Consider the following 15,491-nt stretch of genomic DNA (forward strand, 5'->3'; position numbering starts at 1 on the left):
GGCTCGGCCTGGCGGAATGGATCTTCTACATCCTTCCGGTGGGAATCTGCATTTTCTCCGGCAGGCCCGCACTGCCTCTCTACATTGCCGCGATCGCGAGCGTCTTGGTGTCCTCGCCCAGGTGCTTGCCGAGAACAAGGGCGGCAATCTGTCCGAGGAGCAGGTCAACTATGCCACGGTCATCCAGACGGCCAATCAGGACCTGCTCGCGCTCATCAACGACATCCTGGATCTGTCCAAGATCGAAGCCGGCCACGCGGACATTCAGGTGGAATCCTTCCCGCTGGCGCAGATGCTGGAGCGCCTCCGGGAGACCTTCGGTCCTTTTGCTGCGCGCAAGAACCTGGCCTTGGAAATGTCTGCCGGCCCGCAGGTCCCGTCCACGCTGACCACTGACCTCCGCCGCCTCGAACAGGTCCTGCGCAATCTGCTGTCGAACGCCATCAAGTTCACGGAGGCGGGGTCCGTGACGCTCGAGGTCTCGCCGGAGCCCGGCGGCATGATCGCGTTCACCGTGGAGGACACCGGCATCGGCATCGCCGAAGAGGAGCAGGCGGCGATATTCGATGCGTTCCATCAGGCGGATGGGACGACCAGCCGCAAGTACGGCGGCACCGGCCTGGGCCTGTCGATCTCACGCGAGCTGGCGCGACGGCTCGGCGGCAGCATCCGGGTACGAAGCAAGGTGGGCGTGGGCAGCGCGTTTAGGCTTCTCGTGCCCGCCGAAGTGACGGGGGAGCCGAGCGCAATCTCGAGCGCGGTGCCGGCAGCGGTCCCGCCCGCGCCGCTCGGTTTGGACCGTAGCGCGCGCTCCGCGGCTCCGGTCGCAGCGCCCGCAAGGCGAACCGCGCCCGCGCAGCCGCAGGACGAAGGCGTTTCGCACATCGAGGACGACCGCGCCGCGCGCAGTCACGAGCGCCTGATCCTGGTGGTGGAAGACGATCCCGAGTTTGCCCGCATCCTGTACGGGGTGGCGCACGAACTGGACCTCGACTGCGTCCATACGCCCTCCGGCGTCGAGGCGCTGCAGCTCGCGTACGACTTGAAGCCGTCCGGCATCGTGCTCGATGTCGGCCTTCCCGACCACTCCGGCCTCGCGGTGCTGGAGCGGCTCAAGCGCGACCCGCGGACGCGGCACATACCCGTGCACATGATGTCCGTCGACGATCATACGCAACCTGCGCTGGAGCTCGGCGCGATCGGCTACACGCTCAAGCCCGCAGCGCGCCAAAAGCTCGAACAGGCGGTGGAGAGTCTCAAGCAAAGGTCCGGCAACCAGGCGCGCAGGATCCTGATCGTCGAAGACGACGAGGCGCTGCGCACGAGCATCGCCGTGTTGCTGCAGGCCGACGACCTGGACATCGAACTGGCCGCCACGGGGGCGCAAGCGCTGGAGAAGCTGGGCTCCGGCGACTTCGACTGCATCGTGATGGACCTGGCACTGCCCGATGCGAGCGGGTTCGATCTGCTGGAGCGCATCGGCAGCGGGGAAAAGTACGCTTCGCCCCCGGTCATCGTCTACACGGGGCGCGCTTTGACGGCGCAGGACGAGCAACGCCTGCGGCGTTACTCCCACTCCATTATCGTGAAAGGGGCACGCTCCCCCGAGCGGCTGCTCGACGAGGTCACCCTGTTCCTGCATCGCGTCGAGGCCCAGCTGCCTCCCGATCAACAGAAGCTGCTGCGCCAGGCGCGGCAACGCGACGCGGCGTTCGAGGGGCGAACGATCCTCCTTGCCGAGGACGACGTGCGCAACGTCTACGCGCTGTCGAGCGTGATCGAGCCGCTCGGGGCGAAGCTGAAGATCGCGCGAAACGGCCGCGAGGCGGTCGATATGGTCTTGCAGGTCGATCGCATCGACGTGGTTCTGATGGACATCATGATGCCCGAGATGGACGGCCTGACGGCAATCAGGGAGATTCGAGGATCGAGCGCCAGCGGTGTCCCGATCATCGCCTTGACGGCGAAGGCGATGCCCGAAGACCGGCGCGCCTGCCTCGAAGCGGGCGCCAACGACTACATTTCCAAACCGATCGACGTCGACCGCCTGCTCTCGCTGTGCCGCGTTTGGATGCCGAAATGACGGATCAGGCGCGCCACGACACGTTCGACTACGAGCTGGGCCTGCTGCTGGACGCGATCTACCACCGCTACCAGCACGACTTCCGGCACTACGCGGTCGCGTCGCTGCGACGGCGCGTGCGCCAGGCCATGCAGCGATTCGGGTGCAGGAGCGTGTCCCAGCTGCAGGATCGCGTGCTGCACGAGCCGGACGTGTTCGCGCAGACTTTGGAATATCTCACCGTGCAGGTGAGCGAGATCTTTCGCGACCCCGGCTATTTCCAGGCGCTGCGCAGTGAACTCGTACCGTTCCTGAAAACGTATCCCTCGATCAAGGCCTGGGTCGCCGGCTGCAGCGCCGGCGAGGAAGTCATTTCGATCGCCATCCTGTTGCACGAGGAACGCCTGCTCGAGCGCTCGCTGATCTACGCGACGGATATCAATCCCAGGGCAATCGGGGCGGCGAAGGCAGGCATGTATCCGATCGATCGCGTGGCGCAGTTCAGCCAGAACTACCTCGCCGCCGGTGGAACTCGCTCCCTGAGCGACTATTATCATGCGGCCTACGGAAGCGCGATCTTCGATCGGGCGCTCAGGCAGCGTGTCCTGTATGCGGACCACAGCCTGGCGACCGACGCGGTGTTCTCGGAAGTGCACTTCGTGTCGTGCAGGAACGTCCTGATCTATTTCGACCGGGAGCTGCAGGACAGGTCGTTGACACTGTTTCGAGATGCGCTGGTTCACCGGGGTTACCTGGGGCTCGGCTCCAGGGAAAACCTGCATTTCAGCTCGCTCGCGCCGAGCTTCGCCGAAGTGCCCGGCGGCCAGCGCATCTACCGAAAGCTATGAACGAGGTCTCGCAGCCGATGGGCGGTGAACGTTCGATCCAGGCGGTCGCGGTGGGCGCCTCGGCCGGCGGTATCGAGGCGCTGATCGCGCTGCTGGAAGCCATTGCGCAGGGTTTCGAGCCGGCGATCCTGATCGTGATGCACATTCCGCCGACCAACGGCGACTTGCTGGTGGACGTGCTGCGCCCGCACTGCCAGGCTCCGTTGCGCGAAGCCGAAGACAAGGAGGTGGTCGCGGCAGGACTCGTCTACGTCGCTCCGCCCGGTTACCACCTCCTGGTCGAGCCCACTCGCACGCTGGCACTATCGGTCGACGAGCCGGTCAATTTCTCTCGACCTTCGATCGATCTGCTGTTCGAGTCGGCGGCGCATGCGTATGGCCGCCACCTGCTCGGCATCGTCCTCACGGGGGCCAACGAGGATGGTGCGAAGGGCCTCAAGGCCATTCGATCTGCTGGCGGTCTGGGTTGGGTGCAGGAGCCGCAGACCGCGGTAGCAAGCGTGATGCCTCGAAGCGCGATCGAATGCGCAGGTGCGGACCGGATACTACCGCTGCCGCAACTGGCGAACGAACTGGCTGCAATCGGCAGGCCGCGATGACCGACCAAGCACTGGATGCCGTGAACGTCCTGGTCGTCGACGATGTTCCGCAGAACATCGCGGCGATCGAGGTTGCGCTGTCTCGCCCCGGACTGCGCCTGCTTACGGCGTCCTCGGGTGTCGACGCGCTCGAAACGCTCCTGACGCACGAAGTCGCCCTCGCGCTCGTCGACGTGCGCATGCCCGGAATGGACGGTTTCGAGCTTGCCGAGCTGATGCGCGGCGTGGAGCGCAGCCGCAGCGTGCCGATCATATTCATGACGGCCGCCTCTCAGGATCCCATGCGCACGTTCAAGGGCTACGAAGCGGGCGCCGTCGACTTCCTGCACAAGCCGCTCGATGCGCGCATTCTGAGAAGCAAGGTGGACGTGTTCGTCGAGCTCTTCGCGCAACGACGCCGGCTTTCCGAGCAGCTGGTCGAGCTCAGGAACGCGCTGCGCCTGAACGAGATGATCAGCGCCGTGCTTGGTCACGACCTGCGCAACCCGCTCCATGCCATATCGCTCAGCGCCGAGCTGCTGGTGCGCCAGTCCGGAGATCCGAACGTCGCCAGCGTAGGAGAACGCATCCGCGGCAGCGCAAAACGCATGGCGAGAATGATCGAGCAATTGCTGGATCTGGCCCGGATTCGCACCGACGGCATGGCGCTCAGCATGAGAGAGTGGGACATCTCGTGCGTGCTTGCCCCGATTCTGGATGAACTGGTCGGCTCGAGAAGCCCGGAGCGCGTCGAGGTGAGAATCGTCGGGGATATGACGGCCACCTTCGATGCCGACCGACTATCCCAGGTCTTCTCCAATCTGGTCGGCAACGCGCTTCAGCATGGAGACGCATCGAGCCCCGTCGCGGTGACTGTCGACGGCTCGGATCCTGACCGGATCAGGATCGAAGTTCGCAATCGCGGCGCGATCGCGCCCGAGCAGATGCGCGTGCTGTTCGAGCCGTTCAAGTCGGCCAACGCGACCCGAGGCGGCCTTGGTCTTGGGCTGTACATCGCCAAGCAGCTGGTGGAAGCGCACGGGGCCAGCGTGGTAGCGCACAGCGATCCGGAAGGCTACACCACGTTCCTGGTTACGCTGCCGCGCAGGCCGTTGCCGCACGAGCAGCGCGCCAAGTTGGTCCTGTGAGCATGCTCCATGTCCTCACTTCCGCGCTCGTGATCGTGCGGCGGGCGGTGCGCACCGATCGTCACGATCGGCGACGCGACCGTGGTGCGGTAAGCTTGCGTCATGGCAGCCCCAATCGGGTCATCGGTGGAGAAGAAGGCCAATCCGCTGTTCGCGCTGACCGTGCGCGACTTTCGCTTCTATTGGCTGGCCCTGGTTGCGCAGGTGATCAGCCAGCAGATGTTTGCGTTCACGCTCGGGTGGCTCGCCTTCGAGATCACGGGCTCGCAGGCGCAACTGGGGTTGATCCACCTTTGCGGATTCGTGCCGCAATTCACCCTGACCCTGCTGGGCGGCGTACTTGCCGATCGCGTGGATGCGCGCAAGCTCATCGGTGGCGCCCAGATCGTTTCCGCGAGCGGTATCCTCATGGTTGGCATGGCGACGCTGTTGGGCGTGGCGCAGTTGTGGCATCTGGCGCTGGGCGCATTCCTGCTGGGCCTGGCGAGCGCCATCGACGAGCCGGCGCGCGCCTCCTTCTTCCCGCGCCTGTTGCCGCGTCCACTGTTGAGCTCCGCGGTGCCGCTCGTGTCCATGGCCTTCGGCGGCAGCCGCGTGATTGCGCCATCGATCGCTGGATTTCTCATTGCTGCGGCGGGCGCGCCAACCACGTTTCTGCTTTGCGTGACGGGCGCCGGCACCATGTTCGCAGTGCTGTTTCTCGTGCACCCAGCGCGCGGCCGTACGCCTTCGCATGGCAGCCTGCTCAACAACTTCACCGACAGCCTTCGTTACATACGCAATAACGAAGTGTTCGGCAAGGTCATCGCCGTGGCGCTGCTCAACGCCTCCGTGGTCATGGGTTACATCCATGTGCTTCCGGTATTCGCCAAGGATCTATTGCAGGTCGATTCGCGCGGTCTTGGAATTCTCGTGTCCGCCGCCGGCGTCGGCGCGTTGACCGGCCTGCTTTCCTACGCCTGGATGCAGGCGCGCATGTCGCCGCGAAACCTGATGGTGGGCGCGCTGACCGTCTATAACATGGCACTGATAGGCCTGGCATGCAGCGACTGGTTCTGGTTGTCGTTTTGCATGATCTTTATTGCCGGGCTGTGCCATGGCTACTTCCTCACCTGCGCGCAGGTGATTCTGCAAACCCTGGTGGAGGACCATTACCGCGGCCGGGTGATGAGCATTTTTACGCTGGTATGGGGGTTGGTATTCTTGAGCGGCTTTCTGCTGAATATTGCCGGGTCGCTGGTGGGTCCGCGCGTGGCGCTCGCGGGCGGCGCAGTGATCGTGCTTGCCTACGTGTGGCTGTCGCTGGTGCGTGCCACGGCATTGAGACACCTGGTCCTGGCGCCCAAACCGACCTGAAGCGCCACCGGGTCTGCTATCTCGCCTCCGCCCGAACCTCGTACATCAGCGCCACGGGGGTCGCGATCGATGGCCGCGCTGCCACCCGTCCTCGCGCATGACTGCACGCGCCGTTGTCCCCGGTCAGGCCGCCGGCAGCAAGCTCGGGATTCCCGCCTCGAGCGCGAGCAATGCGCGCTTGCGCTCGAGGCCACCGGCATATCCGGTCAGGCTGCCGCTGGAACCGACGATGCGGTGGCAGGGAACGATGATCGTGAGCGGATTGCGGCCGGTCGCAGCGCCTGCGGCGCGCGCGCTGCCCGGCGCGCCCACCCGCCGTGCGAGCTCGCTGTAGGTGATGCTTTCGCCGAAATCGACCGTGGCGATCGCCTTCCACACCGCACGCTGAAACGGCGTGCCTTCGGCTGCGATGGCAATCTCGAAGTGCCTGCGCTCGCCGCCGAAGTATTCGGCGAGCTCATGCCGCGCCTGCTGCAGCGGAGCGTGACGCGGATCGCTTCGCCACTGTGGCTCGACCCGCGCATGATATTTCTGACCTTCGAAGTAGACGCCGCATAGTCGCGTGCCTGCTGCGACAATCAGCATCCGGCCATAAGGACTTTCGTACAGATCGTAGTAGTGCATCGTCCTACTCCTTTGACAGTGACTGCCATAGATGCATCACGGCGTAGGCGCGCCATGGCCGCCAGGCTTCGCCCGCAGCCAGCACGCCCCGCGCGCTGGTTTCGCCGAGCGCCTTCATCACACCGAGATCCGTGTGCGGAAACGCGTCCGGCCAGGAGAGTGCCCGCATCGCAATGTACTGCGCGGTCCATTCGCCGACGCCCGGCAGCGCACGCAGCATATCGAGCGTGGTTTCGACGTCGGCATTGGGCGTGAGAACGAGACACCCGTCTGCGACCGCGCATGCGAGCGCGATGATGGTGCGCGCGCGAGCAGCGGGCACACCGAGGCGAGCGACCTGTGCCGGCGCAAGCGCCGCAATGCACGCCGCGGTTGGAAACAGCGTCGTCAGCGAAGCGAACGGCGTTGCGATCGGATCGCCGAAGGCCGCGGCGAAGCGGCCCGCAATGGTACGTGCCGCAGCCACGGTCACCTGCTGGCCGAGTATCGCCCGCACCGCCATCTCGAAACCGTCGAAGGCGCCGGGCACGCGCAAACCGGGGCGCCGCTTGGCCAGTGGACCCAGCGCTCGCGCCACTTCGGCGGGATGGCAGGCGAGGTCCATCAATGCCTTGACGCGCGAGAGCACCGGCGGCAGCGCCTTGACGAGCGATGCCGATACCGCGACTCGGAGCGTCGGCTTTTGCGGCGACATCTCGACGCCGATCCACCCGCGATGTTCCTTGCCATCCAAGGCGAGGCGCACGCTGCGGCGATAGCGGCCGCTTTCCATGGCTTCGACCCCGCGGATCACGCGCGCATCGAGAAATGCGCTTACCGCACGCCAGTCGAACGGCGGCCGAAAACTCAGCTCGAAGGCGAGGACGTCGCCCGTGCTCGCTACCGAAGCAGTGCCACGCACCCGGCGCAGCTCGCTGGGCTGAAGGCGGTAACGCGCCTTGAACAGCGCATTGAAACGCCGCACGCTGCCAAATCCGCTCGCGAATGCCACCTCGGTGACCGGCAGCGCGGTGTCGGTCAGGAGACGCTTCGCGAGCAGCAGCCTCTGCGTCTGTGCGAATTCCACGGGCGATACGCCGAACTCGGCGCCGAACGTGCGGCGCAAGTGCCGATCCGTGACGCCGAGGCGTGCGGCAAGAGCGTCGAGGCCATCCTTGTCCAGTGTGCCGTCTTCCATCATGCTGGCGGCGGCCTGCGCGAGGCGCGTGGTCGCATCGACGCTTGCATTGCCCGGTGCGAGCTCCGGCCGGCAACGCAGGCACGGCCGGTACCCGCTCGCTTCCGCTGCGGCGGCACTGGGGAAGAAACGACAGTTCTCGCGCTTGGGTGGCCTGACCGTGCAGATGGGGCGGCAATAGATGCGGGTCGACGAGACCGCGACGAAAAAGCGGCCGTCGAACCGTGCATCGCGCGCCTCGAGCGCCCGGTAACAGGTGTGTGGGTCCAGAGTCATGCGTGCAGTATGCTCGCGGCGGCGGTTGTTGTCTGGCCGTTTTCGGACATGAGAGCCGCGCGATTTCGAGGTCCGAAAACGGCGAGCGCAGGCGGCATCGAGGCAAGGCACCACTGCCGAATTCAAGGTGGAGACCCGCGAAGGTCGCCACCAATTCGCACGTGCGCGTGCTGGTGAGCGAGGGTTGCGGGCGAGGCAGGCGATGCGCCGCCATCAGGCATGCACAGCCTCCGCCCCTTCTGGACGCCGTGGTCGCGACCTGTTGCAATAACGGGCCACCACCCAGACAGAGGAGCTTTCCCGATGCCGATCATCGATTGCCAGGTCCATGCCTATGAGGCGAACACGCCGAAACGACCCTGGCACAGTGTGCCCAATTGGCCCGATCACGTGACGGGCGACGAGATGGTGGCGGCGATGAACAAGGTCGGCGTCGACGGCGCGATCTTCATCTCCCCCTTTGCCATGTACCGCTACGATGGCAGTTACGCGGTGGAAGTGCAGCGCGCCCATCCCGGCCGGTTCGCGCTCGTCAAGCCGGTCGACCCGGATAATCCGGCGGTGGACGATGTGATCGCCGACTGGAAGCAGACGCCGGGCACGGTCGGCATCCGCATCATGCTGACGAAAGAGGCGAAGCGCGAGCCGAACGACCCGGGCCTGGATCGGATCGCGCGCGCTGCCGTGCGCCACGACTTTCCGGTCAACGTCCTGTTCTGGGGCAACGTGGATGCGGGTACCGCGCTGATCGACCGCCATCCCGACACGCGCTTCATCGTCGACCATCTCGGCATTTTGCAGCCCCGCACGCCGCCGGCTCCGGCCGAGCCCTGGGCCGACCTGCCGAAGGTGCTGGATCTTGCCAAGCGTTCGAACGCGGTAATCAAGGTGAGCGGCGCCTGCACGCTGTCGCGCGAACCGTATCCCTACCCGGACATCTGGGATCCGCTCGCCCGCGTGTTCGATGCCTGGGGCTTCGAGCGCTGCCTGTGGGGCACCGACTGGACCCGCGCGTTCGCGGTCGTCAACTACGAACAGGCGGTCGAGCCCTTCCTCCATACCGACCGCCTGAGCGAGAGTGAACGGGCGATGCTGATGGGCGGCGCCTGCGCCAAGGCCTATGGCTGGTCGCCGAAAAAGGGCTGAGTGATTCGCCCGTCCAATCTGCCCATGTAGGCTGCCTCGTGTTGACGACGCGCCCGGAGCTGCGCGGCATCTTCGGTGTCGCGTCGCGCGGACCGCTCGACATCCGTCCCAGGCCCGGGCGAGGCCGTCGTCGCACCCTGATCGCTTCGCATTCAGCAATGCATTTGGTTCCGATGCGATGAATCCATCGATCTGGGGCGGGCTGTCCGTTGTTGCGGTGGCGGTGTTCGTTGGCCTCGTTCTGTTGCTGTCGATCGTCATCTGGTCGATCAAACGCCACCGCGATCCGAAGCTGCGCATCGAATGCGATTCGCCCATCGACGAGCTGATTCCCTCCCTCGCCGGCCTGACGCTCAGCACCGCCGTTGGCGGCAACGCTGTCGAAGTGTTCGAAAATGGCGCTTTCTTCGACGTGCTCCTGGAGCGAATTGGATCGGCTCGAAAGTCGGTGCACTTCGAAACGTTCCTCTGGAAAGAGGGCATGCTCGGACAACGCGTGGCGGATGCGCTGTCGGAGCGGGCTCGCGCCGGCGCGAAAGTCCGTGTCCTGCTGGATGCAACGGGCTCGAGGAAAATCGGCGAGGCGGCCAGGCAACAGATGCAGCGGGCCGGATGCCGGGTCGTACTTTTCCATAAGAGGACTTTGCGCAACATCGGCGTACTGAACGAGCGCGACCATCGCAAGCTCGTCGTCATCGACGGCCGTGAAGCCTTCGTGGGCGGCCATTGCATCGTGGATACGTGGTTGGGCAACGCCCAGGACGGGGATCACTTCGCCGACGTGAGCCTCGGATTGCGCGGCCCCATCGTGCACAGCGTGCAAGCCGCGTTCAGCGAGAACTGGGCCGGGGAAACGGGCGAACTGTTCGTCGGCGACGATGTATTTCCGGCTTTGGAACCGGCAGGCCGGATCCTCATCCACGCGGCGTATGCAAAGCCGGAAGGTTCGGCGCCTGCCGTGAAGATTCTCCACCACACGGCCATATGCCTCGCCCGCGAACGCATCTGGATTCAGAATCCCTATTTCATTCCCGAACCCGAAGCGATCGATGCGTTCGGAGCCGCGGTTTCCCGCGGCGTCGACGTGCGCGTCATGATGCCTTCCACAGCGGGCTCCGATAACCCCATGGTGCAGCACGCCGGGCACCGCAACTTCGAAAAGCTGCTGCGCTGCGGCGTGCGACTGTTCGAGTATCCCCATACCCTGCTGCACCAGAAGGTGATGACCATCGATGGCGTGTGGAGCGCGATCGGCTCGAGCAACTTCGACGACCGGTCGTTCGAGACCAACGACGAGATCACGCTCGGCATCCTGGATGCGGCAACGGCACGAAGACTCGATGCCGTGTTCGAGAAGTACGCGCCGCGGTGCAAGGAAATCGAGCTCGAACGTTGGCGCAAGCGCGGTTTGTGGCACAAGCTCAAAGACAATGCCTTCTACATGCTGAACGAGGTGCTGTGAGCGAGCGCCGGCTCTGCCGCGGACTGTCGGTATCGCCGGGTGCGCAAACATAACAGCGCGGCAAGGCCAGCACCCAGCAGCGCTGCTATCGACGGCTCAGGAATCGCTGGCGGAGTTTGATGGAGTTGGAACTCCATCGCAGGGACGAACCCGCTGCCGGGTTGACTGCTAAGGGGAACAGGAATGGGGGCGTTCGGGTCGTCGATCGTCGAGTACTGAAGGAGCTGCGATTCGCCTCCGAGCGGCCCGGAAAGATAGAGCCACAACGTGTTGTCCGCGGGATCGTAAGCGAGGGACGGGTCATGGGCCTGACGGGGGACACCAAAAAACGAGATCACACCGCCGGTGCGGCTTACATGCAGGACGATACTGACGGTGGCGCTGATATTGGAACTGGCCAACCAGAACGTATCATCACTCGAATCATAGGCGATACCGCTGCTACGGCCTTCAATGGGCCCGCCACTTACTGTGCCGAAAGTCATGAGTTGAGGATCGGTCCAGTCGGGATTGAATCGATAGATTTCATTGTTTACAGGAGCCTCACGAATCGCGTAGTTGAACTTTCCGTCCGTTGTTCCGTCGCGGAAACAGCAGCCGACCGTGTTGATATAGGTGCCACCCGTCGGCGTCCCGTCCAGCAGGTATTCCCGACCGAGCAGACTTAAGGCGGGATTGCCCTGAGTCCATGTCTTCAGCGTCGTATCCACGGCAATCGAGTATTCCTGCTCGCCCGTGGGCCACGAATCCAGAACGCTCCCGCCCTGAAGCACCTGGATTTCGTTACCTGTCGAAAGATAGAGCGGGCTGGTCGGTCCTGCCACCGCCATTTCAGCGAATGCAACAACCAATGCGACAAGCGGCGCCAGCATGCGGCCGCACGGCGCGACTGACGGGCGCAAAATGCGCGTCACGAGTGCAAAACGAGCCAATGTTGTTTGCATTCTGCTCTCCTTTGGGCGCGGGGACGCGCTGACGGAGTGCGTTACCGGGCCGAGCCCGACGGCTATTCCAGCTTCGCTGGCGTGGAGAATGGTCTGTTGGCATCCACCACGAACATGATGAGTGCAGTCAGGTCCGTTGTGCCGCTGTTGAAGACTTGCATCGGGGTGTCCGGGGCATGGCCGTTCAATGCGTGACCGGCTTCCGCATGGAACTCGCCTTGGGGCGTGCGCTGACCCAATCGGCCGGAAACCACATAGAACGCTTCCGAGCCTGGATGGGAGTGAATCCGCGTCTTCGATCCGGGAGGCCCGGAACCATGGTTCACGCGCAGCAAATATTCTGAAGCACTGATTGCAGGTACCGGCCCGATTTCCGCAACCTTGGTCCCTCCCGATGTTGCGCCGTCCTTCGCGCCGAGCGTGAATAGCCATACCTTGCCGGCGACTTCGGCAACCAGACTGGGAGAACCGTCGTACGACACGGTGTCCGGGTTCCAGCGGCCAACACCCGCCGCAGCCTTTGCTTCCTCGAGGCTGGGAAAGAGTTCGACTCGCCAGTACAGGGGACCATCGGGCAGCTGCCTGACTTTCATTTCCGTGATGGGTTTGACGAGATACTTCCCTTGCGCCTGCGCCGGTGTCGGCATCAGGCCGGCGAGTACGATCGTCAGAAGAAGAGAGATCACAGCCAGGAGTTCTCGATCAGAACCAGTACCCCCGGCATGGCGAATCAGGCGCTTCCTCATGCACTGAACGCAGATTTGTTTCACTATTGAACGCAGCTGAGACTCCATTGCTTTTCTCCTAGGGACTGTCCCCCTCGAACGAAAGACATCCCTACACGGGCCGAAAGCTGCACCCGCATCGAGCGAGGGTTGTAGACTAGGATGCCAGACGACGTACGGAGCCGCTTTCAGGAAGTCTTACCGGCAGGTAACGATTTCCTTTATTTTCGATCTGCTTCTCTGCGCTGGATCGCAACGTGCGATATTTGTTCGACGAGTACGCGCTTGACCCGGATCGCCGCGAGTTGCTTTGCGGGTCAACACCCGTTGCGGTGGAACCGCAGGTCTTCGACCTGCTTCTCTATCTCATCCAGCAGCGCGAGCGCGTAGTTAGCAGGGACGATCTTCTCGCTGCCGTTTGGGCGGGACGCATCGTATCCGAATCCGCCCTGAGCACCCGGATCAATGCCGCCCGCGCCGTGCTTGGCGACAATGGGGAAGCGCAACGATTCATCAAGACGTTGCCGCGCAAGGGGGTCCGCTTCATTGGCGCTGTGCTGGAAGACCGCGGTCCTGCTGAACCGAGCCCCATCAATGCGTCGTCCAGCATCTCGGAGAAGCCTTCGATCGCAGTTCTGCCGTTTGCAAACCTGAGCGGCGAACCGGAGCAGGAATACTTCATCGATGGGATAGTCGAGGACATTACCACCGCGTTGGCACGCAATCGCACCCTATTGGTCATCGCCCGTAATTCGTCTTTCACCTATAAGGGCGAGCACGTCCATATGAAGCAGGTGGCGAATGAGCTGGGCGTGCGTTACGTTCTGGAAGGAAGCGTGCGCAAGTCAGGCAGCACAGTGCGCGTGACCGGGCAGTTGATCGAGGCGGCAACCGGTCATCATCTCTGGGCCGACCGGTTCGACGGCGGGATGGCCGATATTTTCATCTTGCAGGACCAGATCGTCACTCGAGTAGTAGGCGCGATTGCGCCGCAGCTCGAAAAGGCGGAGATCGATCGCGTCAAGCACCGGACAACCGGCAATCTTGCCGCTTACGACCTGTATCTCCACGGCCTCGACAGCTGGAATCGGTGGACACGAGAGGGTAATGCCAAGGCACTGCAACTGTTTTACGCGGCGATCGAAAAGGATTGCGACTTCTCGACCGCGTACGGACTGGCCCTTTCGTGCCACCTCCTGGCGAGGGCGGCCGGCTGGGCGTTTGATCCTGACGAAAAGGAAATTTACCGGCTTGTCGAGCGCTCGTCCCAAATCGGGATAGAGGATCCGGTTGCGCTCTGCTGGTCAGCCCATGCACAAGCGTATTTCTTTCGCGACGTGGAGCGTGCACTGTTCCTTGTGGATCGCGCACTGGAGCTTGACGTCAATTTGACTACCGCCTGGCAACGAAGCGGTTGGATTCGCGCCTATGCAGGCGATTCCGAGGGGTCGATCGAAAGCTTGCAAAAAGCGATGCGGCTCAATCCGCTCGATCCTCGCGTATTCCTCACTCAAAGTGCGATGGCTTTCGCCCACTTCATCGCAGGTCGCGACGATGACGCGGCTGATTGGGCAACGAAGGCTTTGCGCGTCAAACCCGCTTGGCTGCCTGCGCTTCGCGTGGCGATCGTGTCCAATGCAATGCGGGGGAACCTCGAAGAGGTTCGTCGAGCGCTGGAGTTGTATTCTCGGATCGACCCGCATGTGACCCAAGCAAGGATAGCGCAATGCTATCCGCTGAGCCGGCATGTCGATCGACAACGTTTGATGCTCGCAATGCGCAAGGCAGGCGTGCCGGAATGAACAGGATGAACTGTTTAGGCGATGCTCCTGCGCAGGCGCTACACTAGCGGGAGAAACGTTCGCGGCCTCGCGCATGCACGATTCTCGGCATGCGCTTCTACGGCGGCCGCGCACACACTCGAGGAGGTCGTCATGGAAACTCATCGCGTCGCCGCATGCGTGGTGCTCGCGTCCGTTGGCATCGGCGCAGCCTGCGCGCAGGACTTTCCCACCCGCCCGATTCGCATCGTCACCGCCAGTCCCGGCGGCGGGAATGATTTTCTCGCCCGCATCATCGCACCGGCCCTGTCCGGCGCGCTCGGGCAAAATGTTCTCGTGGACAACCGCACAAGCCGCCTGGTAGCGCCGGTGACCAAGGGCGCAACGCCCGACGGCTATACGCTTGCCGTCGGCGGCGGCACCATGCAATTCATTCCGCTCCTGCAGGAGGAAGCCGGATACGACATCCTCACGGACTTCGCGCCCATCTCGCAGCTCGAGCGATCGCCGAACGTCCTGGTCGTGCATCCCTCGCTCAATGTGAGCTCGGTGCAGGAGCTCGTGGCGCTCGCGAAAGCGAAGCCCGGCGCCCTGCGCTACGGCACCGGCGGCTCGGGCGGCTCCTTGCACGCCGCGGGCGAGATGTTCATGCTCGCCACCGATACCAAGCTCAAACGGATCGTCTACAAGAGCACCGGGCCGGCGCTGCTGGCGCTGGCGGGCAACGAAGTGCAGGTGGTTTTCTCCACGCCGCCCGGCGCTCTGGCACTGGTCAAAAATGGCAAGCTGAAGGCGCTCGGCGTAACGAGCGCGGAACCGTTCCCGCTGATTCCCGATCTGCCCACGCTCGCCTCACAGGGGCTGAAGGGCTACCACGTCGAATCGATCGGCTACATCGTAGCGCCGTTGAAGACGCCGCGGAACATTATCGATGTGCTCAATCGCCATATCGTGAAGATCATGGGCGATCCCGACGTGGCACGGCGCCTGGCGGCCGGCGGCTCGATGGCGGTCAGCAGCACACCCGAGCAGCTGGCAGCCATGCTGCGCTCCGAAGATGCCCGGATGCGCAAGCTGTTCAAACAGATCGGGCTGGAGCCGCAGCGGTAGGGGACACGAGCTCCGTAGCGAGAGGAGAGCGGTAACCCACCGCGTCGCGCGTCGCCTGGGTATCAGGCACCGCACGCGCGCCGCCGCGGACAACGCCTCGGCGGGTTGCGCATGAAACGGTATTCGGCGATGCCGGCGCTCGTTCTAACCGGTTCTTGACCCTTTGGCCTCGAGCATGCCCATCAGCTCCGGGTCCACCTTCGACAGGTTTTCCGGATCGTCCAGCCCCAATGCAATGTTGAGGCGGTTGCTGA

13 protein-coding genes are annotated in these 15,491 nt (G+C 63.8%); 9 read left to right on the forward strand and 4 right to left on the reverse strand.

All coding sequences use genetic code 11. The features are described from left to right. The 5 genes from GEV05_26360 to GEV05_26380 form a co-directional block, all read left to right on the forward strand. On the forward strand, nucleotides 1–2,083 hold a 2,083-nt coding region (locus GEV05_26360; GenBank protein ID MPZ46843.1), incomplete at its 5' end, for a response regulator. Continuing rightward, nucleotides 2,080–2,910 carry a protein-glutamate O-methyltransferase CheR gene (locus tag GEV05_26365; GenBank protein MPZ46844.1) on the forward strand — a complete coding sequence of 277 codons (831 nt, stop codon included), beginning with the start codon at nucleotides 2,080–2,082 and terminating at the stop codon, nucleotides 2,908–2,910. The genes GEV05_26360 and GEV05_26365, both read left to right, overlap by 4 nt. A 17-nt stretch (nucleotides 2,911–2,927) precedes the next feature. Continuing rightward, complete coding sequence (locus tag GEV05_26370) at nucleotides 2,928–3,509, forward strand: chemotaxis protein CheB (protein MPZ46845.1); 582 nt, start codon at nucleotides 2,928–2,930, stop codon at nucleotides 3,507–3,509. After that, on the forward strand, nucleotides 3,506–4,636 hold the full coding sequence (locus tag GEV05_26375; protein ID MPZ46846.1) for a response regulator: 1,131 nt from the start codon (nucleotides 3,506–3,508) through the stop codon (nucleotides 4,634–4,636). The genes GEV05_26370 and GEV05_26375 overlap by 4 nt, the downstream gene beginning before the upstream one ends. Before the next feature lie 102 nt (nucleotides 4,637–4,738). Then, complete coding sequence (locus GEV05_26380) at nucleotides 4,739–5,992, forward strand: MFS transporter (GenBank protein ID MPZ46847.1); 1,254 nt, start codon at nucleotides 4,739–4,741, stop codon at nucleotides 5,990–5,992. Between the two features lie 123 nt (nucleotides 5,993–6,115). Here the strand turns inward: GEV05_26380 and GEV05_26385 are convergent, their stop codons facing one another. Continuing rightward, nucleotides 6,116–6,616, reverse strand: a complete 501-nt coding sequence (locus tag GEV05_26385) for a methylated-DNA--[protein]-cysteine S-methyltransferase (protein ID MPZ46848.1) — start codon at nucleotides 6,614–6,616, stop codon at nucleotides 6,116–6,118. A 4-nt stretch (nucleotides 6,617–6,620) separates the two neighbouring features. After that, entirely contained in the window at nucleotides 6,621–8,069 is a 1,449-nt protein-coding gene (locus tag GEV05_26390; protein ID MPZ46849.1) for a helix-turn-helix domain-containing protein, read from the reverse strand. Between the two features lie 219 nt (nucleotides 8,070–8,288). Here GEV05_26390 and GEV05_26395 point away from each other — a divergent pair, with 219 nt between their 5' ends. After that, entirely contained in the window at nucleotides 8,289–9,215 is a 927-nt protein-coding gene (locus GEV05_26395; GenBank protein ID MPZ46850.1) for an amidohydrolase family protein, read from the forward strand. 178 nt (nucleotides 9,216–9,393) lie between these two features. After that, on the forward strand, nucleotides 9,394–10,677 hold the full coding sequence (locus GEV05_26400) for a hypothetical protein (protein ID MPZ46851.1): 1,284 nt from the start codon (nucleotides 9,394–9,396) through the stop codon (nucleotides 10,675–10,677). On the opposite strand, the gene GEV05_26405 is transcribed toward GEV05_26400, so the two are convergent. Both GEV05_26405 and GEV05_26410 read right to left on the reverse strand, forming a co-directional pair. Further along, complete coding sequence (locus GEV05_26405) at nucleotides 10,653–11,621, reverse strand: hypothetical protein (GenBank protein MPZ46852.1); 969 nt, start codon at nucleotides 11,619–11,621, stop codon at nucleotides 10,653–10,655. The genes GEV05_26400 and GEV05_26405 overlap by 25 nt on opposite strands. 62 nt (nucleotides 11,622–11,683) lie before the next feature. After that, nucleotides 11,684–12,313, reverse strand: a complete 630-nt coding sequence (locus GEV05_26410) for a cupin domain-containing protein (GenBank protein ID MPZ46853.1) — start codon at nucleotides 12,311–12,313, stop codon at nucleotides 11,684–11,686. Between the two features lie 263 nt (nucleotides 12,314–12,576). On the opposite strand from GEV05_26410, the gene GEV05_26415 reads away from it, so the two are divergent. Together GEV05_26415 and GEV05_26420 are read left to right on the forward strand one after the other, a co-directional pair. Next, entirely contained in the window at nucleotides 12,577–14,148 is a 1,572-nt protein-coding gene (locus tag GEV05_26415; protein ID MPZ46854.1) for a CadC-family transcriptional regulator, read from the forward strand. Nucleotides 14,149–14,169: 21 nt separating this feature from the next. Beyond that, entirely contained in the window at nucleotides 14,170–15,237 is a 1,068-nt protein-coding gene (locus GEV05_26420; GenBank protein MPZ46855.1) for a tripartite tricarboxylate transporter substrate binding protein, read from the forward strand. The last annotated feature ends 254 nt before the right edge of the window (nucleotides 15,238–15,491 follow it).

The organism is Betaproteobacteria bacterium (assembly GCA_009377585.1).
Lineage (GTDB): Bacteria > Pseudomonadota > Gammaproteobacteria > Burkholderiales > WYBJ01 > WYBJ01.